This is a genomic window from Streptomyces sp. NPDC002232 (genome assembly GCF_042890295.1).
In the GTDB taxonomy this organism is placed as follows: domain Bacteria; phylum Actinomycetota; class Actinomycetes; order Streptomycetales; family Streptomycetaceae; genus Streptomyces.
In genome coordinates this window covers 335,649-361,644 of the sequence record NZ_JBIARV010000007.1, presented here as the reverse complement: position 1 = coordinate 361,644, position 25,996 = coordinate 335,649, and the positions used below count along the sequence as shown (strand labels likewise).

Here is a 25,996-nt window from a genome sequence, read left to right as displayed (position 1 = left end):
CGGTGTCCCCCTCCTCGTACGGGCTGCTAGTCGCGGGCCGCGATCAGGTGCTCCGCGTGCTCCTGGAGCGAGCGGACGCCCACCTCGCCGTGGCCGAGCGCCTCGATGCCCTGGACGGCCGCGGCGAGCGCCTGGACCGTGGTGAGGCAGGGGACGCTGCGCGCCACCGCGGCCGTACGGATCTCGTAGCCGTCGAGGCGGCCGCCGGTGCCGTACGGGGTGTTGACGATCAGGTCGACCTGGCCGTCGTGGATGAGCTGGACGATGGTCTTCTCGCCGTTCGGGCCCTCGCCCTCGCTGAGCTTGCGCACGACCGTGGCGTTGAGGCCGTTGCGCTTGAGGACCTCGGCGGTGCCGGAGGTGGCGAGCAGCTCGAAGCCGTGGGCGACGAGCTCGCGGGCCGGGAAGATCATCGAGCGCTTGTCGCGGTTGGCGACGGAGATGAACGCGCGGCCCTTGGTGGGCAGCGGGCCGTAGGCGCCGGCCTGCGACTTGGCGTAGGCCGTGCCGAAGACCGCGTCGATGCCCATGACCTCGCCGGTGGAGCGCATCTCCGGGCCGAGGACGGTGTCGACGCCGCGGCCGTGCACGTCGCGGAAGCGCGACCACGGCATGACGGCCTCCTTGACGGAGATCGGCGCGTCGAGCGGCAGGGTGCCGCCGTCGCCGGTCTTCGGGAGCAGGCCCTCGGTGCGCAGCTCGGCGATGGTGGCGCCCAGCGAGATGCGGGCGGCGGCCTTCGCGAGCGGCACGGCGGTCGCCTTCGAGGTGAAGGGGACGGTCCGGGACGCGCGCGGGTTGGCCTCCAGGACGTAGAGGATGTCACCGGCCATGGCGAACTGGATGTTGATCAGGCCGCGGACGCCGACGCCCTTGGCGATGGCCTCGGTGGAGGCGCGCAGGCGCTTGATGTCGAAGCCGCCGAGGGTGATCGGGGGCAGGGCGCACGCCGAGTCGCCGGAGTGGATGCCGGCCTCCTCGATGTGCTCCATGACGCCGCCGAGGTAGAGCTCCTCGCCGTCGTAGAGCGCGTCGACGTCGATCTCGATGGCGTCGTCGAGGAAGCGGTCGACCAGGACCGGCCGGGTGGGGCTGATCTCGGTGGACTCGGCGATGTACGACTCCAGGCGGGTCTCGTCGTAGACGATCTCCATGCCGCGGCCGCCGAGCACGTACGAGGGGCGTACGAGGACGGGGTAGCCGATCTCGTCGGCGATGGCCTTGGCACCGGCGAAGGTGGTCGCGGTGCCGTGCTTCGGCGCGGGGAGCCCGGCCTCGGCGAGGACCTGGCCGAAGGCGCCGCGGTCCTCGGCGGCGTGGATGGCCTCCGGCGAGGTGCCGACGACCGGCACGCCGTTGTCCTTGAGCGCCTGCGACAGGCCCAGCGGGGTCTGGCCGCCGAGCTGGACGACGACACCGGCGACGGGGCCGGCGAGGGTCTCGGCGTGGACGATCTCCAGCACGTCCTCGAGCGTCAGCGGCTCGAAGTACAGGCGGTCGGAGGTGTCGTAGTCCGTCGAGACGGTCTCGGGGTTGCAGTTGACCATCACGGTCTCGTAGCCGGCGTCGCTCAGGGCGAAGGAGGCGTGGACGCAGGAGTAGTCGAACTCGATGCCCTGGCCGATGCGGTTCGGGCCGGAGCCCAGGATGATCACCGCGGGCTTCTCGCGCGGGGCGACCTCGCTCTCCTCGTCGTACGAGGAGTAGAAGTACGGGGTCTTGGCGGCGAACTCGGCGGCGCAGGTGTCGACCGTCTTGTAGACCGGGCGGACGCCGAGGGCGTGCCGGACCTCGCGGACGACGTCCTCGCGCAGGCCGCGGATCTCGGCGATCTGGGCGTCGGAGAAGCCGTGGCGCTTGGCCTCGGCGAGCAGCTCGGGGTGGAGCTTCTCGGCGGCGGCCAGCTCGTCGGCGATCTCCTTGATCAGGAAGAGCTGGTCGACGAACCACGGGTCGATCTTCGAGGCGTCGAAGATCTCCTGCGGGGTGGCGCCGGCGCGGATGGCCTGCATGACGGTGTTGATGCGGCCGTCGGTGGGGCGGACCGACTCGCGGAGCAGCTCGGCCTTGTCGCCGGGCTCGCCGACGAAGGTGAACTGCGAGCCCTTCTTCTCCAGGGAGCGCAGGGCCTTCTGGAGGGCCTCGGTGAAGTTGCGGCCGATGGCCATGGCCTCGCCGACCGACTTCATGGTGGTGGTGAGGGTGGAGTCGGCCTGCGGGAACTTCTCGAAGGCGAAGCGCGGGGCCTTGACGACGACGTAGTCGAGCGTGGGCTCGAAGGACGCCGGGGTCTTCTCCGTGATGTCGTTCGGGATCTCGTCCAGCGTGTAGCCGACGGCGAGGCGGGCCGCGATCTTGGCGATCGGGAAGCCGGTCGCCTTGGAGGCGAGCGCCGAGGAGCGGGAGACGCGCGGGTTCATCTCGATGACGATGATCCGGCCGTCGTCCGGGTTGACGGCGAACTGGATGTTGCAGCCGCCGGTGTCGACGCCGACCTCGCGGATGATCGCGATGCCGATGTCGCGCAGGCGCTGGTACTCGCGGTCGGTGAGCGTCATCGCCGGGGCGACGGTGATCGAGTCACCGGTGTGGACGCCCATCGGGTCGAAGTTCTCGATGGAGCAGACGACCACGACGTTGTCGTTCTTGTCGCGCATGAGCTCCAGCTCGTACTCCTTCCAGCCGAGGATGGACTCCTCCAGGAGCACCTCGGTGGTCGGGGAGAGCGTGAGGCCCTGGCCGGCGATGCGGCGCAGCTCGTCCTCGTCGTGGGCGAAGCCGGAGCCGGCGCCGCCCATGGTGAAGGAGGGGCGGACGACGACGGGGTAGCCGCCGAGCGTCTCGACGCCCGCGAGGACGTCCTCCATGGAGTGGCAGATCACCGAGGCGGCGGACTCGCCGTAACCGATCTTGGCCTTGACGGCCTCGACGACGCCCTTGAAGAGGTCGCGGTCCTCGCCCTTGTTGATGGCCTCGACGTTGGCGCCGATGAGCTCGACGCCGTACTTCTCCAGGACGCCCTGCTCGTGCATGGAGATCGCGGTGTTGAGCGCGGTCTGGCCGCCCAGGGTGGGCAGGAGGGCGTCGGGGCGCTCCTTGGCGATGATCTTCTCGACGAACTCGGGGGTGATCGGCTCGACGTACGTGGCGTCGGCGATCTCCGGGTCGGTCATGATCGTGGCCGGGTTGGAGTTGACCAGGATCACCCGCAGGCCCTCGGCCTTGAGGATGCGGCAGGCCTGGGTGCCGGAGTAGTCGAACTCTGCGGCCTGGCCGATGACGATCGGGCCGGAGCCGATGACCAGGACGGACTGGATATCGGTGCGCTTAGGCACGCTCGGCCTCCATGAGGGATACGAAGCGGTCGAAGAGGTACGCGGCGTCGTGCGGGCCCGCGGCCGCCTCGGGGTGGTACTGGACGGAGAAGGCCGGCTGGTCGAGCAGCTGGAGGCCTTCGACGACCTGGTCGTTCAGGCAGACGTGGGAGACCTCGGCGCGCCCGTAGGGGGTGTCCGAGACCTTGTCGAGGGGCGCGTCGACGGCGAAGCCGTGGTTGTGCGCGGTGACCTCGACCTTGCCGGTGGTGCGGTCCTGGACCGGCTGGTTGATGCCGCGGTGGCCGTACTTCAGCTTGTAGGTGCCGAAGCCGAGGGCGCGCCCGAGGATCTGGTTGCCGAAGCAGATGCCGAAGAGCGGGGTCTTCCGCTCCAGGACCGCCCGCATGACGGCGACGGGGCCGTCGGCGGTGGCCGGGTCGCCCGGGCCGTTGGAGAAGAAGACGCCGTCCGGGTTCACCGCGTAGATGTCCTCGGCGGTGGCGGTGGCGGGCAGGACGTGGACCTCGATGCCGCGCTCGGCCATCCGGTGCGGGGTCATGCCCTTGATGCCGAGGTCGACGGCGGCGACGGTGAACTTCTTCTCGCCGATCGCGGGGACGACGTACGTCTCCTTGGTGGCGACCTCGGCGGAGAGGTTGGCGCCCTTCATCTGCGGCTGCGCCTGGACCTTGGCCAGCAGGGCCTCGTCGCGGACGCCCGCCCAGGCCTCGCCGGAGAAGATGCCGACGCGCATGGCGCCGCGCTCGCGCAGGTGGCGGGTGAGGGCGCGGGTGTCGATGCCGGAGATGCCGACGACGCCCTGGCGCCGCAGCTCCTCGTCCAGCGAGCGCTGCGCGCGCCAGTTGGAGGAGACGCGGGCGGGGTCGCGGACGACGTAGCCGGAGACCCAGATGCGGCCGGACTCGGGGTCCTCGTCGTTGACGCCGGTGTTGCCGACGTGCGGGGCGGTCATGACCACGACCTGGCGGTGGTACGACGGGTCGGTGAGCGTCTCCTGGTAGCCGGTCATGCCGGTGGAGAACACGGCCTCGCCGAAGGTCTCCCCCACGGCCCCGTAGGCGCGGCCGCGGAAGGCGCGGCCGTCCTCCAGTACGAGTACGGCGGGAGCGGCCTTCTGCCTCTGAGAGGCGACTCCCTGGATGGAGGTCGTCATCGTGCGATGCCTTCCGTCGTGGTGGTTGCGTGGTTCATGGAGTTGATGGCCTCGACCCAGGCGGTGTGCTCGGCCGCCCGGTCGGACCGGAAGCCGGAGTCGAGCAGCTTGTCGCCGTGCGCCCAGGTGACGATCAGCAGACCGCCCTCGGTGAGGACCTTGCCGGCGATGCCCTTGTCGAGGCGGGCCTCGCGCAGGGCCTCGGCCGGGACGAAGAAGTCGTTCGCCCCGGGGCGGACGACCTCGATCCCGGCGTCGGTGAGCGTGAGCTCGACGCGGCTGCGGGTGCCGAGGCCGTGGGCGACGATCCGGTCGAGCCACTGCCCGGCGGTCGTGGACCCGTGGTAGCGCCCGCTCAGGGTCAGTGTCGCCTCACCGGTGGTCTCCGGCGCGGCGGGCAGCTCGGGGAGGTCCGACTGGAGGCTGCCCCGCCACTTCCATCCCTGGCGCATGAGCCAGTAGACGAAGGCGACGAAGAGGAGCAGTCCCGCGACCCAGCCGAGCCGTCCGGCCCAGTCGGTCACCTCCGCCGACTTCTGCTCGGCTGCCTCTGCGGCGATTGCGATGAGTGGTGTCACGCCAGCTTCCCGTCCACGACCGTTGCCCGGCCCCGCAGGAAGGTGTGGGTGACGCGTCCCGGCAGCTCGCGGCCCTCGTAGGGGGTGTTGCGGCTGCGGGAGGCGAAGTCCGCGGGGTCCACGACACCACGGTAAGCCGGATCGACCAGCGTCAGGTTCGCGGGCTCACCTGCCGAGACGGGTCGTCCGTGGCCCTTGGCCGCGCCGATGCGGGCGGGGGCGAAGGACATCCGCTCGGCGACGCCGGCCCAGTCGAGGAGACCGGTCTCGACCATCGTCTGCTGGACGACGGAGAGGGCGGTCTCCAGGCCGACCATGCCCATGGCCGCCGCGGCCCACTCGCAGTCCTTGTCCTCGTGCGGGTGCGGCGCGTGGTCGGTGGCGACGATGTCGATGGTGCCGTCGGCGAGCGCCTCGCGCAGGGCGAGGACGTCCTTCTCGGTGCGCAGCGGCGGGTTGACCTTGTAGACCGGGTTGTACGAGCGGACCAGCTCGTCCGTGAGGAGGAGGTGGTGCGGGGTGACCTCGGCGGTGACGTCGATGCCGCGGGACTTGGCCCAGCGGACGATCTCGACGGAGCCGGCGGTGGAGAGGTGGCAGATGTGGACGCGGGAGCCGACGTGCTCGGCGAGGAGGACATCGCGGGCGATGATCGACTCCTCGGCGACGGCGGGCCAGCCGCCGAGGCCCAGCTCCGCCGAGACGATGCCCTCGTTCATCTGGGCGCCCTCGGTGAGGCGGGGCTCCTGGGCGTGCTGGGCGACGACGCCGCCGAAGGCCTTCACGTACTCCAGGGCGCGGCGCATGATCACGGCGTCGTCGACGCACTTGCCGTCGTCGGAGAAGACGGTGACGCCGGCGGCGGAGTCGTGCATGGCGCCGAGCTCGGCGAGCTTCTTGCCCTCCAGGCCGACGGTGACGGCGCCGATGGGCTGGACGTCGCAGTACCCGGCCTCCTGGCCGAGGCGGTAGACCTGCTCGACGACGCCGGCGGTGTCGGCGACGGGGTGGGTGTTGGCCATGGCGAAGACGGCGGTGTAGCCGCCGGATGCGGCGGCGCGGGTGCCGGTGAGGACGGTCTCGGAGTCCTCGCGGCCGGGCTCACGGAGGTGGGTGTGGAGGTCGACCAGGCCGGGCAGCAGGATCTGGCCCTCGGCCTCGATCACGGTCGCGCCCTCGGCGGAGAGTCCGGTCCCGACCTCGGCGATGGTCTCGCCGTCGACGAGGACGTCCTGGACGTCGCCGCCGAGGACCTGCGCACCGCGGATAAGGGTCTTGCTCATGGTTACTTGGTCTCCTCGGTACGGGTGTGGCTGACGGCGGACTCGTTGCCGCCCAGGAGCAGGTAGAGGACGGCCATCCGGACGGAGACGCCGTTGGCGACCTGCTCGATGACGGTGCAGCGGTCGGAGTCGGCGACCTCGGCGGTGATCTCCATGCCGCGGACCATCGGGCCGGGGTGCATGACGATGGCGTGCTCGGGCATCTTCGCCATCCGCTCGCCGTCGAGGCCGTAGCGCCGCGAGTACTCGCGCTCGGTCGGGAAGAAGGCGGCGTTCATGCGCTCGCGCTGCACCCGCAGCATCATCACGGCGTCGGACTTCGGCAGCACGGCGTCGAGGTCGTACGAGACGTCGCAGGGCCAGGTCTCGACGCCGACCGGGACCAGGGTGGGCGGGGCCACCAGGGTGACCTCGGCGCCGAGGGTGTGGAGCAGGTCGACGTTGGAGCGGGCGACGCGGCTGTGCAGGACGTCGCCCACCAGGGTGATGCGCTTGCCGGCGAGGTCCTGGCCGAGGCCCGCGTCGCGGCCGACGAGGCGGCGGCGCATGGTGAAGGCGTCGAGGAGGGCCTGGGTGGGGTGCTGGTGGGTGCCGTCGCCGGCGTTGATGACGGGGGCGTCGATCCAGCCGGAGGTGGCGAGCCGGAAGGGGGCGCCGGAGGCGCCGTGCCGGATGACGACCGCGTCGACGCCCATGGCCTCCAGGGTCTGCGCGGTGTCCTTGAGGGACTCCCCCTTGGAGACGCTGGAGCCCTTCGCGGCGAAGTTGATCACGTCGGCGGAGAGGCGCTTCTCGGCGGCCTCGAAGGAGATCCGGGTCCGGGTGGAGTCCTCGAAGAAGAGGTTGCAGATGGTCCGGCCGCGCAGGGTCGGCAGCTTCTTGATGGGCCGGTCGGCCACCCGGGCCATCTCCTCGGCGGTGTCGAGGATCTGTACGGCGTCGTCGCGGGTGAGGTCGGCGGCCGAGATGAGGTGACGCATCATCGGGGTTTCTCTCCGTGGTGGGGAGGTGTGAGGGCATGCGGGGGCACAGGGATGTGCCCCGGCCCCAGGGGGAAGCCGGTCCGGTCAGGAGGCGGGCTTGGAGCCGAGCAGGACGGTGTCGCGACCGTCTTCCTCGGCGAGCTGGACCTTGACCGTCTCCCGCAGCGACGTGGGGAGGTTCTTGCCGACGTAGTCGGCGCGGATCGGGAGCTCGCGGTGGCCCCGGTCGACGAGGACCGCGAGCTGGACGGCGCGCGGGCGGCCGATGTCGCCGAGGGCGTCGAGGGCGGCGCGGATGGTGCGGCCGGAGAAGAGCACGTCGTCGACGAGGACGACGAGGCGGCCGTCGATGCCGTCACCGGGGATCTCGGTGCGGCCGATGGCGCGGGCGGGCTTCAGCCGGAGGTCGTCCCGGTACATGGTGATGTCGAGGGAACCGACCGGGATCTTGGCGCCGGTGATCGATTCGAGCTTCTCGGCGAGCCGGCGGGCGAGGAAGACGCCGCGGGTGGGAATGCCGAGGAGGACCACGTCGTCGGCGCCCTTGGCGCGCTCGACGATCTCGTGGGCGATGCGGGTCAGGACCCGCGCGATGTCGGGGCCCTCGAGAACGGGCCGTGCGTCGTCGCCGTACTGCTGCTGAGTGTCCATGGAAAACGGACCTCCTTCTCCGCCTCACGGGACGGCTCTTAAAGGACGTCGGATTTGCGCCGTTCACTCTACCAGGCGTGTGAGGGGCTTTCCCGCGCACCCCTGACGCCCCTCCGGGCGCCGTCCCCCGGGAGGGGGCGGTACGGACCATTCGGCTTGACGGGTAGGTGTAACGCTGCGTAACCTCACAGTGAGTTACCAGCCGCGCGGCGCAGCCGCATGTCGTCACAGCGTCCGGGAGCGTTATGTCCAGCGAATACGCAAAGCAGCTCGGGGCCAAACTCCGCGCCATCCGTACCCAGCAGGGTCTCTCCCTCCACGGGGTGGAGGAGAAGTCCCAGGGCCGCTGGAAGGCCGTCGTGGTCGGCTCGTACGAGCGCGGAGACCGCGCGGTGACGGTGCAGCGCCTTGCCGAGCTGGCCGACTTCTACGGGGTGCCGGTGCAGGAGCTCCTGCCGGGCACGACGCCGGGCGGGGCCGCCGAGCCGCCGCCGAAGCTGGTCCTGGACCTGGAGCGGCTCGCGCACGTCCCGCAGGAGAAGGCGGGCCCGCTCCAGCGCTACGCGGCGACGATCCAGTCGCAGCGCGGCGACTACAACGGCAAGGTGCTGTCGATCCGTCAGGACGACCTGCGCACGCTCGCCGTCATCTACGACCAGTCCCCCTCGGTCCTCACCGAGCAGCTGATCAGCTGGGGCGTCCTGGACGCGGACGCGCGCCGCGCGGTCGCCCACGAGGACAACTGACCCTCGGCGAGGGCGCAGCAGAAACGTACCGCCGGGCCCGTGGACGTCATCATGACGTCCACGGGCCCTTCGCGTGCCCGCCGCCGCGCCGGACGCGGACCGGCCGGCACGGCGGTGGGAAGGCGAAGGGGCCCGCAGCACCGAGTGCTGCGGGCCCCTTCGCGTGTGCCGTACGGGACTAGACGTCCGCGTCGCGGCGCAGGCGCGGCTTCAGGTCCTTGAAGCGCGCCAGCAGACCGTTGACGAAGGTCGGGGACTCGTCGGTGGAGAACTCCTTGGCGAGCTGCACCGCCTCGTCGATGGCGACCGCGTCGGGCGTGCCGTCCTCCCAGATGACCTCGTACGCGCCGAGGCGCACGATGTTCCGGTCGGCGACGGGCATCCGGTCGAGGTCCCAGTCCACCGCGTAGGTCGCGATGAGCTCGTCGATCCGCGCCACGTGGGCCGCGTATCCCTCGACCAGCTGCATGGTGAAGTCGTTCACCGGCGGCTGGCGGTCGTCCGACCGCGCGTGCCGGATCTGGTCCGCGAGAACCTCCTGGACGGAGGCACCGCGCTGGTCCGCCTCGAAGAGGATCTGGAAGGCGCGCTTGCGGGCCTTGCTCCGAGCGGCCACGGTTACTTGTTCACCCGGCCGAGGTAGCCGCTGTCGCGGGTGTCGACCTTGACCTTCTCACCGGTGGTGATGAAGAGCGGGACCTGGATCTCGTGGCCGGTCTCCAGCGTCGCCGGCTTGGTGCCACCGGTGGAGCGGTCGCCCTGGACGCCCGGGTCGGTGTGCTGGATGGTCAGCTCGACGGCGGCCGGGAGCTCGACGTAGAGCACCTCGCCCTCGTGCTGCGCGACGGAGGCGGTGAAGCCCTCGATCAGGAAGTTGGCGGCGTCGCCGACGTTCTTCCGGTCGATGTGCAGCTGGTCGTACGTCTCCATGTCCATGAAGACGAAGTAGTCGCCGTCCATGTAGGAGAACTGCATGTCGCGGCGGTCGATGGTGGCCGTGTCGACCTTCGTACCGGCGTTGAAGGTCTTGTCGACGACCTTGCCGGAGAGCACGTGCTTGAGCTTGGTGCGCACGAAAGCCGGGCCCTTGCCGGGCTTGACGTGCTGGAACTCGACGACGGACCAGAGCTGGCCCCCGTCGAGCTTGAGCACCATGCCGTTCTTGAGGTCGTTCGTGGAAGCCACGGTTGCGGAATCTCCTGGACTGACGTGACCTGGGAGGCGTACGCGCCTTACAGCGCGAGCAGCTCCTTGGTCGTGATGGTGAGTAGCTCGGGTCCGCCGTCCGCCTCCTGGCGCACGACGAGCGTGTCATCGATCCGGACCCCGCCCCGTCCCGGGAGGTGAACCCCCGGTTCGACGGTGACCGGCACACAAGCGTCCAGTTTACCCATGGCCGAGGGTGACAGCTGCGGGTCCTCGTCGATTTCGAGCCCCACCCCGTGCCCGGTGAGGGGCACCGCCGCCCCCGCGTGCCCCGACGCGTCCAGGATCTGGCGGGCCGCCCGGTCCACGTCCCGGTACTCGGCGCCGGGTGCCAGGGACTCCCGACCGGCCCGCTGAGCGGCGAAGACGAGCTCGTACAGCTCGATCTGCCAGTCCGCGGGGGTGGTGCCGATGACGAAGGTCCGGCCGATCTCGCAGCGGTAGCCGCGGTAGTCCGCGCCGAGGCAGACGGAGAGGAAATCACCCTCCTCGACCCGGCGGTCGGTGGGCCGGTGCCCCCGGCGCCCGGAGTGCGGACCGGTCCCCACCGAGGTGGGGAAGGCCGCCCCGTCGGCGCCGTGGTCGACGAGCCGCCGCTCCAGCTCCAGGGCGAGGTGGCGCTCGGTCCGGCCCACGAGGATCGACTCCAGGAGCTCCCCGAGGGCCTGGTCGGCGATCTCCGCGGCGATCCGCAGACAGGCGATCTCGTCCTCGTCCTTGACGATCCTGAGCTGTTCCACGGCGCAGGCGAGGTCGGTGAGACGGGGTCCCGGGGCGACGGAGCCCATGGCCCGGTGCCGGGCGACCGTCAGGTGGTGCTCCTCGACCGCGAGCGCGTCGGCGCCGGCCCGGCGGGCCAGGTCGACCGCGGCGACCGCGGGGTCGCCTCCGCCGGTGGGAAGGACCTGCTGCCGGAGCAGTTCGTCGAGCCTGCCGTCGGCCGGTTCGCCGCCGGGCGCGACGGGGCAGAGCAGGACGTCCGCCTCCGCCTCCGGCCCGACGAGCAGCACGGCGCCGGGCGGCGATCCACCGGCGAGATAGCGGACGTTGGCGGGGCGGGAGACCAGGGCCGCCGGGCTGCCCGCGGCCGCGCACCGATCGCGCAGCCGTACACGGCGGTCCGCATACACCTGTGACATGCTCCGAGCCTACGAGCGGGGCGGCGGGCCGTCCTGTTCAGAACGGCCGTCCGGGCGCCGTCACCAGGTGGGCGGGCTCGCGATCGCGCGGGCCAGCACGTCGTCCAGGACGCGGGCGGTGGTCTCCACGTCGTAGGTGGAGTTGTCGATGATCGGCAGGCCCGAGCCGTACCAGCCGGCCATCCGCCCGTGGATCGCGGCGACCTCCTCGTCGGAGAGGCGCCGGTTCCCGCTGCGCTCGGCGTTCCGCTCCAGGACGACCTCCAGGCCGGGCAGCAGGACGACGGGCAGCAGACCGGGGCCGACATGACGCTTCCAGCCGCCGAGGCCGACAACGGGCCGGTCGGGGAAGACGGCGTCGTCGACGATGCAGGAGATGCCGTTGGCCAGGAAGTTGCGCGCGGCGAAGCCGCAGGTGCGGCGGGCCAGCCGGTACTGCGCCTCGGAGTGCTCGTTCCAGCCGGACTGCGGGTCGGCGAAGCCGGAGCAGACCCACTCGCGGACGTCGTCGAGGCTGATGTGCGCGGTGGGGACGAGGCGGCGCTGCGCCCAGTGCCGGGCGACGGTCGTCTTGCCGGCCCCCGCGGGGCCGATGAGGAGGACGGCGAGGGTCGCCCCGCCGGTCCCCGTGCCGTGCTCCACGGGCTGCGCGAGGGGCGCGGCCACGGGCGGCAGCGGGACCTGCCCGGTCAGGTCCCCGCGCGGCGGCACGGCGGAGGGGTGCCGCGGGGCGGCGGGGTACTGACCCGAGGAGGGCTGGGGAGCCGCCGGGTGCTGGCCCGAGGAGGGCTGCGGGGCCGCCGGGTGCTGGCCCGAGGAGGGCTGCGGCGCGGTTCCGGGGTGCGGCGCCGGGCCGGAGAACGGGGGCTGCGGGGCACCCGGGTGCGGCGGGCCGGCCGGGTGCGGCGGTGTGGGGTGCTGGGAGGCCGCAGGACGCTGCGGTACGCCTCCGGGGGTGCCCCAGCCCGGCGGGGCGTGCGGGGGCCGGGGCGCTCCGGCCCCGACGCTCGGGTGCGCACCGGGCAGGGAGCCGGACGCGGGCCCCGGACGGGGCGGGACGGGGTACGGCTGTCCACCGGTCTCCCCGCCCGCCGGGACGGGAACGGGCCCGACCGGAGGAACGGATCCGGAGCCGGCGACAGGCCCGACCGGAGGAACGAGCCCGGATCCGGGCACAGGCCCGGCCGGAGAAACAGTTTCGGATCCGGGCACAGGCCCGGACGCCCCGGCCACAGGGCCCGGCATGGGCTGCCCCGGTCCCGGGACCGGGCCGGTCGACCCGGCCGACCGCTCCGGCGGTGGCAGCGGACCCCCCACTGCGTGCTGCATCCGGTGCCACTCCGTCTCGTACGCCTGTCTGATCCCCGGACCGGTGTGTCCGTGGACGGCGGAACGTTACCGCCCCCGGCCCCCACAGGGGGAACGGCCGGGGACGCCCCCTGGTGCCCTGCCCGTCAGCCGGCGAGTTCCTCGGCGAGCGCCCGCAGGGCCAGCCGGTAGGAACCGATGCCGAAGCCGGCGACCGTCCCGGTCGCCACGGCCGCGATCACCGAGGTGTGCCGGAACTCCTCGCGGGTGTACGGGTTCGAGATGTGCACCTCGATCAGCGGGGCGGTCCGCTGGGCGGCGGCGTCCCTCATGCCGTACGAGTAGTGCGTGAACGCGCCGGGGTTGATCACCACCGGGACCGAGCCGTCCGCCGCCTCGTGGAGCCAGCGGATCATCTCGCCCTCGTCGTTGGTCTCCCGGACCTCGACGTCGAAGCCGAGCTCCGCGCCGAGGGTCCGGCAGGACTCGACGAGCCCCTTGTACGAGGTGGCGCCGTAGATGTCGGGCTCGCGGGAGCCGAGACGTCCCAGGTTGGGGCCGTTCAGCACCAGGACCGGGCGCGTCCCGCTCACGCGGACACCTCGCCGTAGGCCGCGATCAGGACGGCCGGGTCGGGGCCCTCCAGGACGGTGGGCTTGCCGATGCCGTCGAGGACGATGAAGCGGAGCAGGTCGCCGCGGGACTTCTTGTCGACCCGCATCGTCTCCAGGAGCTTCGGCCACTGGTCGCCGCGGTAGGTGAGCGGCAGGCCGACGGACTCCAGGATCGCCCGGTGGCGGTCGGCGGTGGCGTCGTCGAGCCGCCCGGCGAGGCGGCCCAGCTCGGCGGCGAAGACCATGCCGACGGAGACGGCGGCGCCGTGGCGCCACTTGTACCGCTCGTTCTTCTCGATGGCGTGGGCCAGGGTGTGGCCGTAGTTGAGGATCTCCCGGCGGCCCGACTCCTTGAGGTCGCCGGAGACGACCTCGGCCTTCACCCTGATCGAGCGCACGAGCAGCTCGGCGGTGTGCGGACCAGCCGGGGTGCGGGCGGCCTGCGGGTCCTCCTCGATGAGGTCGAGGATGACGGGGTCGACGATGAAGCCGGCCTTGATGATCTCCGCGAGGCCGCTGACGTAGTCGTGGACCGGCAGCGAGTCCAGCGCGGCGAGGTCGCACAGGACGCCGGCGGGCGGGTGGAAGGCGCCGACGAGGTTCTTGCCCTCGGCGGTGTTGATGCCGGTCTTGCCGCCGACGGCCGCGTCGACCATGCCCAGCACGGTGGTCGGCACGGCGATCCAGCGCACGCCGCGCAGCCAGGTCGCGGCCACGAAGCCCGCCAGGTCGGTGGTGGCGCCGCCGCCGACGCCGACGACGACGTCGCTGCGGGTGAAGCCGGTCTGGCCCAGGGCCTTCCAGCAGTAGGCGGCGACCTCGGCGGTCTTCGCCTCCTCGGCGTTCGGCACCTGGATGGCGACCGCCTCGTAGCCCTGGTCGGCGAGGTCGGCGCGGAGCGCCTCGCCGGTGTCGGCGAGGGCCTCCGGGTGGATCACCGCGACCCGCTTGGCCTGGGGGCCGATCAGACCGGGGAGCTCACCGAGGAGCTGCCGCCCGACCAGTACCTCGTACGGATCGGTGCCCGCGGAACCGCCGACCTGGATCCGGGTCACCTGGTCCTGCTCCGTCATACGTCCTTCAACTCCAGTGCGTCGAGGACCGCCTGGGCGACCTCTTGGGGGGTGCGCTCGTCCGTGCCGACGACGACCCGGGCGACTTCGGTGTACAGGTGGCGGCGGGCCTCCATCAGCTCGCGCCACTGGCGGCGCGGGTTGACGGCGAGCAGCGGCCGCGCGGTGTTGAGGCCGACGCGGCGGACCGCCTCCTCCACGTCCATCGAGAGGTACGCGACGGGCAGCCCGGCGAGCAGGGCGCGAGTCCCGGCGTCCAGGATCGCGCCGCCGCCGAGGGCGAGGACGCCCTCGTGCTCGGCGACGGCCGAGGCGACGGCGGCCCGTTCGAGGGCGCGGAAGTGCTCCTCGCCGTCCTCGACGAAGATGTCGGCGATCTCGCGTCCCTCGCCGGCGACGATGTCGGCGTCGGTGTCCCGGTAGGGCGCGCCGAGCCGTTCGGCCAGGAGCGCGCCCACCGTGGACTTGCCGGAGCCCATGGGCCCGACGAGGACGACCAGGGGTCCGCCGGTCACCGGATGGTGAGGTGGTCGAGGTAGGACTGGACGTTGCGGCGGGTCTCGGGGACGCTGTCGCCGCCGAACTTCTCGACGACCGCGTCCGCGAGGACGAGGGCGACCATGGCCTCGGCGACGATGCCGGCGGCGGGGACGGCGCAGACGTCGGAGCGCTGGTGGTGGGCGGCCGCGGCCTCGCCGGTGGCGACGTCGATGGTGGCCAGGGCGCGCGGGACGGTAGCGATGGGCTTCATCGCGGCGCGGACGCGCAGCAGCTCGCCGGTGGTGAGCCCGCCCTCGGTGCCGCCGGAGCGGCCGGAGGTGCGCTTGATGCCGTCCTCGGTGCGCACGATCTCGTCGTGGGCCTGCGAGCCGGGCACGCGGGCGAGGTCGAAGCCGTCGCCGACCTCGACGCCCTTGATGGCCTGGATGCCCATGAGGGCGGCGGCGAGGCGGGCGTCGAGGCGCCGGTCCCAGTGGACGTGCGAGCCGAGTCCGACGGGCACGCCGTAGGCGAGGACCTCGACGACGCCGCCGAGGGTGTCACCGTCCTTGTGGGCCTGGTCGATCTCCGCGACCATCGCCTTCGACGCGTCGGCGTCGAGGCAGCGGACCGGGTCGGCGTCGAGCCTCTCCACGTCGGCGGGGGTGGGGTAGACGCCGTACGGCGCCTTCGCGGCGGCGAGCTCGACGACGTGGCTCACGATCTCGATGCCGGCGGCCTCCTTGAGGAAGGACCGGGCGACGGCGCCGAGGGCGACGCGGGCGGCCGTCTCCCGGGCGCTGGCGCGCTCCAGGATCGGCCGGGCCTCGTCGAAGCCGTACTTCTGCATGCCGGCGAGGTCGGCGTGGCCGGGGCGGGGCCGGGTGAGGGGCGCGTTGCGGCCCGTCTCCTTGAGCTCCGAGGGGTCGACCGGGTCGGCCGACATGACCTTCTCCCACTTGGGCCACTCGGTGTTGCCGACCATGACGGCGATCGGGGAACCGAGGGAGAGTCCGTGCCGGACCCCGCCGAGGAAGGTGATCTCGTCCTGCTCGAACTTCATGCGGGCGCCACGCCCATAGCCGAGGCGTCGCCGCGCGAGGTGGTCCGCCACCAGCTCAGTGGTGACCGGGACGCCGGCGGGAAGACCCTCCAGCGTCGCGACCAGCGCGGGTCCGTGGGATTCCCCAGCGGTCAGCCAACGCAACCTGCTCAACGATGCTCCTCATGCTCGCGCCTGGCACTGCGACGGCACGACCGGGTGCGCGGCCCTGGCCCGCCGTCCCCGATCCTTTCACGTCCGGGGGACGAACCCGCCCTCCGGTCCAGCTATCGGACGGGGGAGTCGGATTCCTGGACGGACGGGTCCGCCTCCGGCCGCTCGCCGAAGCGGGTGCGCAGCCACCCCAGGCCCTCGTGGACGACGAAGGTGACGCCGGCGGCGAGGAGCGGGAGGCGGATCCATTCGGGCAGGTGGCGTGAGGTCACCAGCCAGAAGAAGCGCACGACGTCGATGGCCACGTCCCACTTGGACGCCAGCGTCAGGCCTTGGTTCATCGCGCCGTTCTCCCCCGTGTTCCGCCCGGCGTGGCGGTGCAGCCTATCGCGCGGCCAGCGCCCGCTCCCCGGCCGCCCGCATGGCCGCGAGCGGGGCCTTCGGGACGCCCGTCATCTGCTCGACCTGGAGGACGGCCTGGTGGACGAGGAGGTCGAGGCCGCCGACGACCTTGCCGCCGCGGTCGGACCAGGCGGCCGCGAGCGGGGTCGGCCAGGGGTCGTAGAGGACGTCGAAGAGGGTGCCGACCCGGTCGGGGACGGCGGTCGCCAGCGCGTTGGTGGTGCCGGCGGGGGTGGTCGCGATGACGAGCGGCGCCTCGAAGGCCTCGGCGGCCCGCTCCCAGTCGGCGGTCCGGACGTCCACCCCGAGCCGCTCGCCCCAGCCGCGCATCTCCTCGGCCCGCGCCTCGCTCCGGACGTAGGCGGTGACGGGGCCCGCGCAGATCCGGGCCAGGGCGGCGAGGGCGGAGGAGGCGGTGGCGCCGGCGCCGAGGACGGCCGCCGACTCCACCTTCTCGACGCCCCGCTCGCGCAGGGCGGCGACCATGCCGGGGATGTCGGTGTTGTCGCCGGCACGGGTGCCGTCCTCGCGGAGGACGACGGTGTTGACGGCCTCCACGGAGGCGGCCGTGTCGCTGATCTCGTCGAGCAGCGGGATGACCGCCCGCTTGAGCGGCATGGTCAGCGAGAGTCCGGCCCAGCTGCCGTCGAGCTCGCCGACGAAGCCGGGCAGCCCGGCCTCGTCGACCTCGAAGCGGTCGTACGCCCAGTCGTCGAGGCCGAGCTCGGCGTACGCGGCCCGGTGCAGGACCGGGGAGAGCGAGTGGGCGATCGGCGAACCGAGGACGGCCGCGCGGCGGCGCGCCTCACTGGCCCGTGTTGGCATTGAACTTGTCCTTCAGCTTCAGGAAGTCGGCGTGCGTCTTGGCGAACTCGGTCTTGTTCATGCCGTCCGTGGCCACGAAGTAGATCCAGCCGTCGTTGGTCGGGTTCAGCATCGACGCCAACGCCTCGTTGCCCGGGTTGCCGATCGGTCCCGGCGGCAGCCCCGCGTGCTTGTAGGTGTTGTACGGGTCGGTGTTGGTGCGGGTCTCCTTCTCGGAGATCTTGATCTCGCTCTGACCCTTCAGATAGTTGAGGGTCGAGTCGAACTGGAGCAGCTGGTACGTCTCCTTGTTGTCCGGCCGGAGACGGTTGTAGACGACCTCGGACATCTTGCGGAAGTCCTCGTGGGTCTTGCCCTCCGCCTGGACCAGGCTCGCGACCGTGATGAGTTCCCAGGGTCCCTTGACGCCGAGGGCCTTGGCCTTCGCGTCCAGGTCCAGCTTCGTGTACTCCTGGTTGGCGCGGGACACCATCTTGCGCAGCGCGTCCTCGGGCTTGCCGCCCTTGGCCACCGGGTAGCTCGCCGGGAAGAGGAAGCCTTCCAGCGGGTCCTTGACGTCCGCGTGGTGCTTGGCCCAGTCGGGCAGTCCGAGGGAGTCCGCCTTCGCGAGTGCGATGCCCTTGGTGGTGCCGGGCTTGAGGTCCAGACGCTCGTCGAGCTTCTCGTAGACCCAGGCGTTCCGCTTGCCCTCGGGGATGATCAGGTTGGCCTGGCTGGCGGGGTCCAGCATCAGCGTGACCGCGCTGTCCGCCGACATCTCCGACTTCAGCGTGTAGGCGCCCGCCTGGATCGAGAGGCCGCGGGGGTTCTTCTGCTGCGCCGAGACGAAGGCGTCGACGCTCTTGACCACGCCGGCCTTCTTGAGGATGTTGCCGATCTCGTAGCCGCCGGCGTCCTTGGGGATCTCGACCTGCACGACGCCGCTGCCGCCGCCCGCGAAGTCGGGTGCGGCGCCGAACTGGCCCTGCCAGAACTTGTAGCCGAAGTAGCCGACGCCACCCACGCCGCCGACCAGGACGCCCGCGACGACCAGGCAGGCCACGCCGTTCTTGCCTTTGCGTTTCTTTGCTTTGCTCCGGCGCTCACGGTCGGGGTCGCGGGACCCCCGGCCGCGCCGGGGCTCCTCGTCGTGACCGTCGTCGTCGGAGTCGTCGCCCCCGGTGAAGAAGGGGTGGTTCTCCTCCTCCGGCTCGGGGTCGTGCGCCTCCTCCTCCGGCGCCCAGTCGACGACCGGCTCCGGCGGGTTCTGGCGGCGGCCGGGCGGCTGGGGCGGCGGGTAGGCCTCGGGCGTCCCGTAGAGGTCCGGGTTCTGGCCGCCGTACGGATCGGCCGGGGGCGCCCCGTAGGCCATCGCCGCCTGACCGGTCTCCCAGCCGCCGTCGTACTGCTGTCCGAGCTGCCCGGGCGTGTCGTAACCGCCCGGGTAGGCCGTCTCGTACTGCTGCTGGGGCTGCTGCTGGTACTGCTGATGCTGCGGGTACTGGGGATCGACGTACTGCGGCTGCTGCTGGTACTGCTGCTCCGGCTGCTGCGCGTACTGCTGCTGTGGCGCCTGCTGCTGGTACGGGTCGCCCGCGTAGCCCTGGCCGGCGGGACCGCCCTGGCCGTACGGGTCCGCGTAGCCCTGGTCCTGGTGCCCGTACTGGCTCGCCTGCTGCGGGTGCGGGTACTGCTGCTGGCCCTCCCACCCCTGGTCCCCGTAGAGCGGGTCCCCGGGGTGCCACGGTTCGGAGCCAGGGCCCCGGCCATACTCAGTCATCGATCCCCAAAACAGCCGCGAGGCTTCCGGACGGTCCGCCTCTACGTAGTACGGCAGCTGTTCGAACACCGCCGCATCGCGCGGAACGTTACCGTATCGCGATCAGATGACCACTTCGACGCCCTCACCGGGCGGATTACCTGATACCCGTTCGGACTCAAGAGCGTTCTGAAGGATGATCACAGCGGCGGCCTGGTCGATCACGGACCGCCCCTTCTTCGCCTTCACGCCCGAGGCCCGCAGGCCCTGGGTCGCGGTGACGGTGGTCATCCGCTCGTCGACCAGGCGGACCGGCACGGGAGCGATGCCCTTCGCCATCTCCCGGGCGAAGGCGCGCACCTTGGTCGCGGCCGGGCCCTCCCGCCCGCTGAGCGAGCGGGGCAGGCCCACGACGACCTCGATCGGCTCGTACTCCTCGACGATCTGGCGGAGCCGCCGGTGGGCGGCCGGGACGTCACGTCCCGGCACGGTCTCCACCGGCGTCGCGAGGACCCCGTCGGGGTCGCACGAGGCGACCCCGATCCGGGCGTCCCCGACGTCGACCGCGAGACGACGGCCGCGGCGCATCGTCACGCGGTCTCCACCACGAGGCGCTCGACGGCGGCGAGGGCCTCGCCGACGGCCTGCGGGTTCTGACCGCCGCCCTGGGCGACGTCCGGCTTGCCGCCGCCACCGCCGCCGAGGGTCTTGGCGGCCGTGCGGACGAGCTCGCCGGCCTTGAGACCGCGCTCGCGGGCGGCCTCGTTGGTGGCGATGACCGTGAGGGGCTTGCCGTTCACCGTGGTGAACAGGGCCACGACGGCCGGGCGGTCCGAGGGGATGCGGCCGCGCACGTCCAGGACCAGCTTGCGCAGGTCGTCGGCGCCGGTGCCGTCCTGGACCTGGCCGGTGACGAGGGCCAGGCCGCGGACGTCGCGGGCGGAGTCGACGAGTCCGGCGGCGGCCTGGAGAACCTTCTCCGCGCGGAACTTCTCGATCTCCTTCTCGGCGTCCTTCAGCTTGCCGAGCATGGAGGAGATCTTCTCCGGCAGCTCCTCCGGGCGGCCCTTGACTAGCTCCTGGAGCTGGGCGACGACCGTGTGCTCGCGGGCGAGGAAGTTGTACGCGTCGACGCCGACGAGGGCCTCGATGCGGCGCACGCCGGAGCCGATGGACGACTCGCCGAGCAGCTTCACCAGGCCCAGCTGGGCGGTGTTGCCGACGTGCGTGCCGCCGCACAGCTCCTTGGAGAAGTCGCCGATGGTGACCACGCGGACCTGCTCGCCGTACTTCTCGCCGAACTCGGCGATGGCGCCCTGGCGCTTGGCCTCGTTGATCGGCATGACCTCGGCGTGGACCTCCAGCTCGCGCGAGAGGACCTCGTTGATCTTCTGCTCGACGTCGGTGAGGACGGCGCCCGGGACGGCGTTCGGCGAGCCGAAGTCGAAGCGGAAGCGGCCGGGCTGGTTCTCGGAACCGGCCTGGGCGGCCGTCGGGCCGAGGGCGTCGCGCAGGGCCTGGTGGGTGAGGTGCGTGGCGGAGTGGGCGCGGGCGATGGCGCGGCGGCGCTTGACGTCGATGGTGGCGTAGGCGGAGGCGCCCACGGTCACCTCGCCGACCTGCACGGAGCCCTTGTGCACGGAGACACCGGGCACGGGCTGCTGCACGTCACGGATCTCGATGACCGCGCCGCTGTGCAGCTTGATCCGGCCCTGGTCGGCGATCTGGCCGCCGCCCTCGGCGTAGAACGGGGTGCGGTCGAGGACGACCTCGACCTCGTCGCCCTCGGAGGCGGCCGGCGAGGAGACGCCGTTGACGAGGAGGCCGACGACCGTGCTCTCGCCCTCGGTGTTCGTGTAGCCGGTGAACTCGGTGGCGCCGTTGGTGTCGGCGATCTCCCGGTAGGAGGTCATGTCGGCGTGGCCGGTCTTCTTCGCCTTGGCGTCGGCCTTGGCGCGGTCCCGCTGCTCCTTCATCAGGCGGCGGAAGCCGTCCTCGTCCACGGAGAGGCCCTGCTCGGCGGCCATCTCCAGGGTGAGGTCGATCGGGAAGCCCCAGGTGTCGTGGAGCAGGAAGGCCTTCTCGCCGGCGAGGACGGTGCCGCCGGAGGCCTTGGTCTCGGTGACGGCGGTGTCGAGGATGTTGGTGCCGCCCTTGAGGGCCTTCAGGAAGGCGGCCTCTTCGGCGAGGGCGACGGTCTCGATGCGCTTACGGTCGGTGACCAGCTCCGGGTACTGCTCGCCCATGGTGTCGATCACGGTGTCGACGAGGTCCTGGACGACCGGGCCGGTGGCGCCGAGCAGGCGCATGTTGCGGACGGCGCGGCGCATGATGCGGCGCAGGACGTAGCCCCGGCCCTCGTTGCCGGGGGTGACGCCGTCGCCGATGAGCATGACGGAGGTCCGCATGTGGTCGGCGACCACGCGCAGCGAGACGTCGCTGTCGTGGGCCTTGCCGTAGGCGACGCCGGTGAGGGCGGTGGCCTTGTCGATGACGACCTGGAGGGTGTCCGTCTCGTACATGTTCTGGACGCCCTGGAGGATCATCGCCAGGCGCTCCAGGCCGAGGCCCGTGTCGATGTTCTTCGACGGGAGCTCACCGAGGATCGGGAAGTCGTCCTTGCCGGAGCCCGCACCGCGCTCGTACTGCATGAAGACCAGGTTCCAGATCTCCACGTAGCGCTCGTCGTTGACGGCCGGGCCGCCCTCGACGCCGAACTCGGGGCCGCGGTCGTAGTTGATCTCGGAGCACGGGCCGCAGGGGCCGGGGACGCCCATGGACCAGTAGTTGTCCTTCTTGCCGAGGCGCTGGATGCGCTCGGCCGGGACGCCGACGACGTCGCGCCAGATCTGCTCGGCCTCGTCGTCCTCCTGGTAGACGGTGATCCAGAGCTTCTCCGGCTCCAGCCCGTAGCCGCCGTGCTCCACCGGGGTGGTCAGCAGCTCCCAGGCGAGCTTGATGGCGCCTTCCTTGAAGTAGTCGCCGAAGGAGAAGTTGCCGCACATCTGGAAGAACGTGCCGTGCCGGGTGGTCTTGCCGACCTCTTCGATGTCCGGGGTGCGCACGCACTTCTGCACGCTGGAGGCGCGCGTGAAGGGCGGCTTGACCTCGCCCAGGAAGTAGGGCTTGAACGGCACCATGCCGGCCGGGACGAGCAGCAGAGTCGGGTCGTCCGCGATGAGCGACGCCGAAGGGACGACGGTGTGCCCGCGCTCCTCGAAGAAGCTCAGCCAGCGGCGGCGGATTTCAGCCGACTCCATCAGTGGTCCTCATTCCGGTTGTACGAACTCGAAGGCAGTTTGGAAAACGAATAGGTGGTCGGGTGCGCGGCCGGGCCGAGCGCGGCCCTCCGACGCGGCTCCGGCAGCTCCCGGCCCTGGTCCTCGGCGGATTCCAGGCCGAGCGCCTCGCCCAGCTCGGCCTCCCGCTGGACCATGCCCGCCCGGACGTCGAGGGCGAAGTCCTTGAGGCGGTGGCCGGTCTCGATCGCCTTGTTCGCCGCCTGGGCCGCGAGACTCTCGGGGGTCAGCTGCTTGAGCTTCCGGTTGACCTTGGTGGTGGCCCACACGCCGGCGGCTGCGCCGGCCGTGAACCAGAACGTGCGGCGGAACATCGCGGCTCAGCCCTTCTGCTTCCGGCGTCGCGAGGACGGCACGGTACGGCCGACGATCACAGTACGGCGGGCGGCGCGCGGCGCGTCCTCCGCCTCGCGGCCGCCCCGGCCGAGCGCCCTGCGGACGCCGTAGCCGAAGGCGGCCACCTTGACGAGCGGGCCACCGAAGGTGGAGGCGACGGTCGTGGACAGCGCCGAGGCGTTGGAGGTGACCTCCTGGACGTCCGAGGCGATGGCGTCGACCCGGTCGAGCTGGGTCTGCGCCGAACGCACGGTCGCGGAGGCGTCGGCCAGCAGGGGAACGGCCTGCTCGGTCACGTCCGCCACGAGCCGGGTGGTCGCCCTGAGCGTCTGCGCCAGCCTCACCAGCACCACGGCGAGGAAGGAGACGAGGATCGCCCAGAACACGGCCACCAGGATCCCGGCAACCTCTCCACCGGTCACTGTGCACCGCTCTCTGCTGTCGTTGGGCCTGTGAAAAGTCGTCCCCCGACCCTATCGCGCCCCGGCTGTCACGCCGTACCGCATTACCGCCCGCAGGACGGGAGTTACCGGAAGCCGATTGTACGGAGCGCGCGCGGGTGAGTACGCTCCGTGTCCCATGCGACGGAGCAATCTCCCGGCGGAGCTGAACCGGTTCGTCGGACGGACCGCCGAGCGGGCCGCACTGACGGCGCTCCTCGAGACGTCCCGCCTGGTCACGGTCGTGGGGGTCGGCGGGGTCGGCAAGACGCGGCTCGCGCTGCGGGCCGCCGCGGAGGCGCAGAAACGCTTTGGCGAAGAGGTCCGGCTGGCCGACCTCACGCCGCTGCGCGATCCCGGCCTGGTCGCGCACGCCCTGGCCGAGGCGCTCGGCCTGACCGACCACACGCCGAGGCCGCCGCGCGGGGTGCTGGTCGAGCACCTCGCACGGCGGCGGACGCTGCTGGTGGTGGACGGCTTCGAGCACCTGGTGGAGAGCTGCGCGCCGCTGGTGCGGGAGCTCCTCGCCCACGCACCCGGCCTCACGGTGCTCGCCGTCGGCCGCAGGCCCCTGCGGGTGGCGGGCGAGGCGGTGTTCCCGCTGGCGCCCCTGGGCGAGGCGGACGCGGTGGAACTGCTCGCCGAGCGGGCGGCGGAGGCGGGCGCGCCGACGGTCGCGACGGTCCCGGCTGCGTCACCGGTCTCGGGGTCCGGGTCGGTCAGGAGCGCGGTCGCGGGGCCGGGGACGGTCGTGGGGCCGGAGCCCGTGGGTGCCGATGCGGTAAGGGAGCTGTGCCGGCGGCTCGACGGCATCCCGCTCGCCCTGGAACTGGCGGCCGGCCGCCTGCCGCTCCTCTCCGTCGAGCAGGTGCTGCACCGCCTCGACGACCGCTTCCGGCTCCTGACGGACGGCGAGCGCGGGGCGCTCCCCCGCCACCGGACGCTGCGCACCGCGATCGGCTGGAGCCACGAGCTGTGCACCCCGGAGGAGCGGCTGCTCTGGGCCCGGCTCTCGGTCTTCGCCGGCCCCTTCGACCTGGAGGCGGTGGAGTACGTGTGCGGGAGCCGGGAGCTGCCCCCGGACCGGGTCCTCGACGTCCTCGGGGGCCTCCTCGCACAGTCCCTGCTGTCCCGGGAGGACACCCCGGCCGGCCCGGCGTACCGGCTGCTCGACACGGTCGCCGCCTACGGGGCGGAGTGGCTGGCGGAGCTCGGCGACACGGAGCGGATGCGACGACGGCACCGCGACTGGTACATGGGGCTCGCCACCTGGTGCGAGCTGGAGTGGTTCAGCCCCCGCCAGCCGGAGGTCGCCGCCCGCACGGACGCGGCGCTGCCCCATCTGCGCGCGGCGCTCGACCTCTGCCTCGAAGTCCCGGAGGACGCCCACCTCGCCCAGCACCTGGCGGGCACCCTGTGGTTCGCCTGGGTCGGCTGCGGGCGCCTCTCGGAGGGGCGGCACTGGCTGGAGCGGGCGGTCGCGCTGGACTCCGGGCACGAGGAGGCACGGCTCAAGGCGCTGTGGGTGCTCGGGTACGTGTCGGTCCTCCAGGGGGACGGCACGGCGGCGGTGGCGGCGCTCCACGAGTGCGGGGAGCGGGCGCGCGCCGCGCGGAACCCGCTGGCGGAGGCGTACGCGACGCACCGGCTGGGCTGTCTGGCGCTGCTCTCGGACGACCTGCCGCGGGCCGAGGCGCTCATCGGGCGGGCGCTCGACTCCTACCGGGAGCTGGGCGAGCTGAACAGCAACGTGCTGATGGGCCGGGTCGAGGTGGCGATGGCGCGGGCCTTCGGGGGCGACCTGGAGGGGGCCGTCGCGATCTGCCGGGAGGTCCGTGAGATCTGCGAGGAGCGCGGAGAGCTGTGGACCCGGGCCTACGCCCTCTACGTCCTGGCGTACTCGGCGTGGACCCGGGAGGCGTACGGGGAGGCGCGGCGGCTGCTCACCGAGTGCGTCTCGATCAACCACGCCTTCCGGGACCTGGTCGGTCTCGTCCTGGCGATCGAGCTGCTCGCGCTCGTGACGGTCAGCGAGGGCGACCCGGCCGAGGCGGCGGTCCTCCAGGGGGCCGCCGTCCCCGTGTGGGACGCGGTCGGCGTCCGGCTCTTCGGCTCGGAGGCGTTCGACGGGCCGAGGGCGCTGTGCGAGCGGCGGGCGGAGGAGGCGCTGGGCGCGGAGGCCTTCGGCGTCGCGGTCCGAAAGGGCCGGCGCCTTCCGCTCGACGCGGTCGTGGAGCGGGCGCTCGCCGGGCGCGGGGACGCGGTCGCGGACGGCCCGGCGGACCCGGGGGCCCCGCGCCCGTTCCGTACGGCGGGGGCGGGGCGCCTCCCGGGGACGCGGAAGCCCGCCGGCTCCCCCACCGGCAAGGGCGGGGAGGCGGCGGGCTGAAACCGCGGGTGCGGTACTACTGCCGTGCCGAGATCAGCGGGCGTAGTACTCGACGACCAGCTGCTCGTCGCAGATGACCGGGATTTCCTTGCGGTTCGGGTCGCGGTCGAGGCGGAAGGCCAGGGCCTTCAGGTTGACCTGCAGGTAGCGCGGGGTCTCGCCGTCGGCGGCGAAGCCACCCTCGCGGGCCATCTCGAACAGCGGCTTGGTGCGGCTGCGCTCGCGGACCATCACGACGTCGTCGGGACGGACGCGGAACGACGGCTTGTCGACCTTGCCACCGTTGACCTGGATGTGACCGTGCACGACCATCTGGCGGGCCTGGTAGATGGTGCGGGCGATGCCCGAACGCAGGACCAGGGCGTCGAGGCGACGCTCGAGCTCGACGACCAGCGCCTCGCCCGTCTTGCCCTCGGCCTTCTTGGCGCGGTCGTAGGCGCGCGCCATCTGGCGCTCGCTGATGTCGTACTGGGCGCGCAGACGCTGCTTCTCGAGCAGACGGACCTTGTAGTCCGAGTTCTGCTTGCGGCCACGGCCGTGCTCGCCCGGCGGGTAGGGGCGGGCCTCGAAGTACTTGACGGCCTTGGGGGTCAGCGCGATGCCGAGGGCACGCGACTTCTTGACCTTGGGACGGGACTGGTTCGGCATGAACCAACCTCTCTCATTGATCTGAAAACGGCTTCACCAGGGTTAGGGGAGGTCGCATCCGCAGCCGGGAAACCCGCCGGGTCCGTACGGGACGGACCTGCCGGGCAGCCGCTCCCAGGTCTGGGCACATACGTGCAGCACGCGAACGACC

The 25,996-nt window shown here is 72.1% G+C and carries 24 protein-coding genes; 2 read left to right on the top strand and 22 right to left on the bottom strand.

The features are described 5' to 3' along the window. Window positions 1-26: 26 nt before the first annotated feature. From carB to pyrR, 6 genes are all read right to left on the bottom strand, one after another. Complete coding sequence (carB, locus tag ACFYXU_RS33355; protein ID WP_376516249.1) at window positions 27-3,335, bottom strand: carbamoyl-phosphate synthase large subunit; 3,309 nt, start codon at window positions 3,333-3,335, stop codon at window positions 27-29. After that, on the bottom strand, window positions 3,328-4,491 hold the full coding sequence (gene carA, locus ACFYXU_RS33350) for a glutamine-hydrolyzing carbamoyl-phosphate synthase small subunit (protein WP_376516252.1): 1,164 nt from the start codon (window positions 4,489-4,491) through the stop codon (window positions 3,328-3,330). The genes carB and carA overlap by 8 nt, the downstream gene beginning before the upstream one ends. Continuing rightward, window positions 4,488-5,069: a hypothetical protein gene (locus tag ACFYXU_RS33345; protein ID WP_389461351.1), complete on the bottom strand. Its 582-nt coding sequence runs from the start codon at window positions 5,067-5,069 to the stop codon at window positions 4,488-4,490. Before ACFYXU_RS33345 ends, carA begins: the two co-directional genes overlap by 4 nt. Beyond that, window positions 5,066-6,352 carry a dihydroorotase gene (locus tag ACFYXU_RS33340; protein ID WP_329850757.1) on the bottom strand — a complete coding sequence of 429 codons (1,287 nt, stop codon included), beginning with the start codon at window positions 6,350-6,352 and terminating at the stop codon, window positions 5,066-5,068. The genes ACFYXU_RS33345 and ACFYXU_RS33340 overlap by 4 nt, the downstream gene beginning before the upstream one ends. Window positions 6,353-6,354: 2 nt before the next feature. Continuing rightward, window positions 6,355-7,335, bottom strand: a complete 981-nt coding sequence (locus ACFYXU_RS33335; protein WP_329850759.1) for an aspartate carbamoyltransferase catalytic subunit — start codon at window positions 7,333-7,335, stop codon at window positions 6,355-6,357. An 84-nt stretch (window positions 7,336-7,419) separates the two neighbouring features. Next, a complete protein-coding gene (gene pyrR / locus ACFYXU_RS33330) occupies window positions 7,420-7,986 on the bottom strand; it encodes a bifunctional pyr operon transcriptional regulator/uracil phosphoribosyltransferase PyrR (RefSeq protein ID WP_352021704.1) in 567 nt (188 codons plus the stop codon). A gap of 245 nt (window positions 7,987-8,231) precedes the next feature. Here pyrR and bldD point away from each other — a divergent pair, with 245 nt between their 5' ends. Then, on the top strand, window positions 8,232-8,732 hold the full coding sequence (gene bldD, locus ACFYXU_RS33325) for a transcriptional regulator BldD (RefSeq protein WP_017242229.1): 501 nt from the start codon (window positions 8,232-8,234) through the stop codon (window positions 8,730-8,732). A 178-nt stretch (window positions 8,733-8,910) separates the two neighbouring features. Here the strand turns inward: bldD and nusB are convergent, their stop codons facing one another. From nusB to ACFYXU_RS33250, 15 genes are all read right to left on the bottom strand, one after another. Next, entirely contained in the window at window positions 8,911-9,348 is a 438-nt protein-coding gene (gene nusB, locus ACFYXU_RS33320) for a transcription antitermination factor NusB (protein WP_189804389.1), read from the bottom strand. A gap of 2 nt (window positions 9,349-9,350) precedes the next feature. After that, window positions 9,351-9,917: an elongation factor P gene (gene efp / locus ACFYXU_RS33315; protein ID WP_361393809.1), complete on the bottom strand. Its 567-nt coding sequence runs from the start codon at window positions 9,915-9,917 to the stop codon at window positions 9,351-9,353. 47 nt (window positions 9,918-9,964) lie between these two features. Further along, window positions 9,965-11,077 carry an aminopeptidase P family protein gene (locus tag ACFYXU_RS33310; protein ID WP_361393808.1) on the bottom strand — a complete coding sequence of 371 codons (1,113 nt, stop codon included), beginning with the start codon at window positions 11,075-11,077 and terminating at the stop codon, window positions 9,965-9,967. Window positions 11,078-11,137: 60 nt separating this feature from the next. After that, window positions 11,138-12,103, bottom strand: a complete 966-nt coding sequence (locus ACFYXU_RS33305) for an AAA family ATPase (protein WP_389461451.1) — start codon at window positions 12,101-12,103, stop codon at window positions 11,138-11,140. Window positions 12,104-12,531: 428 nt separating this feature from the next. Continuing rightward, window positions 12,532-12,978: a type II 3-dehydroquinate dehydratase gene (gene aroQ / locus ACFYXU_RS33300; RefSeq protein WP_329850769.1), complete on the bottom strand. Its 447-nt coding sequence runs from the start codon at window positions 12,976-12,978 to the stop codon at window positions 12,532-12,534. After that, a complete protein-coding gene (aroB, locus tag ACFYXU_RS33295; RefSeq protein ID WP_329850771.1) occupies window positions 12,975-14,072 on the bottom strand; it encodes a 3-dehydroquinate synthase in 1,098 nt (365 codons plus the stop codon). The genes aroQ and aroB overlap by 4 nt, the downstream gene beginning before the upstream one ends. Next, window positions 14,069-14,587, bottom strand: a complete 519-nt coding sequence (locus tag ACFYXU_RS33290) for a shikimate kinase (protein WP_389408706.1) — start codon at window positions 14,585-14,587, stop codon at window positions 14,069-14,071. Before ACFYXU_RS33290 ends, aroB begins: the two co-directional genes overlap by 4 nt. Next, window positions 14,584-15,768, bottom strand: a complete 1,185-nt coding sequence (gene aroC / locus ACFYXU_RS33285) for a chorismate synthase (protein WP_389461349.1) — start codon at window positions 15,766-15,768, stop codon at window positions 14,584-14,586. The genes ACFYXU_RS33290 and aroC overlap by 4 nt, the downstream gene beginning before the upstream one ends. 113 nt (window positions 15,769-15,881) lie before the next feature. Continuing rightward, window positions 15,882-16,109: a hypothetical protein gene (locus ACFYXU_RS33280; protein ID WP_389461347.1), complete on the bottom strand. Its 228-nt coding sequence runs from the start codon at window positions 16,107-16,109 to the stop codon at window positions 15,882-15,884. A 43-nt stretch (window positions 16,110-16,152) separates the two neighbouring features. After that, complete coding sequence (locus tag ACFYXU_RS33275; RefSeq protein ID WP_376516071.1) at window positions 16,153-16,995, bottom strand: shikimate dehydrogenase; 843 nt, start codon at window positions 16,993-16,995, stop codon at window positions 16,153-16,155. Then, window positions 16,976-18,754 (bottom strand): endolytic transglycosylase MltG, encoded by a 1,779-nt coding sequence (gene mltG / locus ACFYXU_RS33270; RefSeq protein ID WP_389461345.1) that lies wholly within the window; start codon window positions 18,752-18,754, stop codon window positions 16,976-16,978. Before mltG ends, ACFYXU_RS33275 begins: the two co-directional genes overlap by 20 nt. Before the next feature lie 102 nt (window positions 18,755-18,856). After that, entirely contained in the window at window positions 18,857-19,321 is a 465-nt protein-coding gene (gene ruvX, locus ACFYXU_RS33265) for a Holliday junction resolvase RuvX (protein ID WP_030693079.1), read from the bottom strand. A 2-nt stretch (window positions 19,322-19,323) separates the two neighbouring features. Continuing rightward, entirely contained in the window at window positions 19,324-21,993 is a 2,670-nt protein-coding gene (alaS, locus tag ACFYXU_RS33260) for an alanine--tRNA ligase (RefSeq protein ID WP_389461343.1), read from the bottom strand. Then, window positions 21,993-22,346, bottom strand: coding sequence for a DUF6167 family protein (locus ACFYXU_RS33255; protein WP_376516076.1), 354 nt, complete (start codon window positions 22,344-22,346; stop codon window positions 21,993-21,995). The genes alaS and ACFYXU_RS33255 overlap by 1 nt, the downstream gene beginning before the upstream one ends. A 6-nt stretch (window positions 22,347-22,352) precedes the next feature. Beyond that, complete coding sequence (locus ACFYXU_RS33250; protein ID WP_329850779.1) at window positions 22,353-22,790, bottom strand: DUF948 domain-containing protein; 438 nt, start codon at window positions 22,788-22,790, stop codon at window positions 22,353-22,355. Between the two features lie 157 nt (window positions 22,791-22,947). Here ACFYXU_RS33250 and ACFYXU_RS33245 point away from each other — a divergent pair, with 157 nt between their 5' ends. Beyond that, a complete protein-coding gene (locus ACFYXU_RS33245; protein WP_389461341.1) occupies window positions 22,948-25,197 on the top strand; it encodes an ATP-binding protein in 2,250 nt (749 codons plus the stop codon). Between the two features lie 33 nt (window positions 25,198-25,230). On the opposite strand, the gene rpsD is transcribed toward ACFYXU_RS33245, so the two are convergent. Further along, a complete protein-coding gene (gene rpsD / locus ACFYXU_RS33240; RefSeq protein WP_015032311.1) occupies window positions 25,231-25,845 on the bottom strand; it encodes a 30S ribosomal protein S4 in 615 nt (204 codons plus the stop codon). Window positions 25,846-25,996 lie beyond the last annotated feature (151 nt).

What these genes read in the sequence shown, in the direction of transcription:
- carA (WP_376516252.1), bottom strand. Translation starts at nt 4,491, where the DNA reads ATGACGACCTCCATCCAGGGAGTCGCCTCTCAGAGGCAGAAGGCCGCT.
- ACFYXU_RS33340 (WP_329850757.1), bottom strand. Translation starts at nt 6,352, where the DNA reads ATGAGCAAGACCCTTATCCGCGGTGCGCAGGTCCTCGGCGGCGACGTC.
- ACFYXU_RS33335 (WP_329850759.1), bottom strand. Translation starts at nt 7,335, where the DNA reads ATGATGCGTCACCTCATCTCGGCCGCCGACCTCACCCGCGACGACGCC.
- pyrR (WP_352021704.1), bottom strand. Translation starts at nt 7,986, where the DNA reads ATGGACACTCAGCAGCAGTACGGCGACGACGCACGGCCCGTTCTCGAG.
- bldD (WP_017242229.1), top strand. Translation starts at nt 8,232, where the DNA reads ATGTCCAGCGAATACGCAAAGCAGCTCGGGGCCAAACTCCGCGCCATC.
- ACFYXU_RS33310 (WP_361393808.1), bottom strand. Translation starts at nt 11,077, where the DNA reads ATGTCACAGGTGTATGCGGACCGCCGTGTACGGCTGCGCGATCGGTGC.
- aroB (WP_329850771.1), bottom strand. Translation starts at nt 14,072, where the DNA reads ATGACGGAGCAGGACCAGGTGACCCGGATCCAGGTCGGCGGTTCCGCG.
- ACFYXU_RS33280 (WP_389461347.1), bottom strand. Translation starts at nt 16,109, where the DNA reads ATGAACCAAGGCCTGACGCTGGCGTCCAAGTGGGACGTGGCCATCGAC.
- ACFYXU_RS33275 (WP_376516071.1), bottom strand. Translation starts at nt 16,995, where the DNA reads ATGCCAACACGGGCCAGTGAGGCGCGCCGCCGCGCGGCCGTCCTCGGT.
- mltG (WP_389461345.1), bottom strand. Translation starts at nt 18,754, where the DNA reads ATGACTGAGTATGGCCGGGGCCCTGGCTCCGAACCGTGGCACCCCGGG.
- ruvX (WP_030693079.1), bottom strand. Translation starts at nt 19,321, where the DNA reads ATGCGCCGCGGCCGTCGTCTCGCGGTCGACGTCGGGGACGCCCGGATC.
- alaS (WP_389461343.1), bottom strand. Translation starts at nt 21,993, where the DNA reads ATGGAGTCGGCTGAAATCCGCCGCCGCTGGCTGAGCTTCTTCGAGGAG.
- ACFYXU_RS33255 (WP_376516076.1), bottom strand. Translation starts at nt 22,346, where the DNA reads ATGTTCCGCCGCACGTTCTGGTTCACGGCCGGCGCAGCCGCCGGCGTG.
- ACFYXU_RS33245 (WP_389461341.1), top strand. Translation starts at nt 22,948, where the DNA reads ATGCGACGGAGCAATCTCCCGGCGGAGCTGAACCGGTTCGTCGGACGG.
- rpsD (WP_015032311.1), bottom strand. Translation starts at nt 25,845, where the DNA reads ATGCCGAACCAGTCCCGTCCCAAGGTCAAGAAGTCGCGTGCCCTCGGC.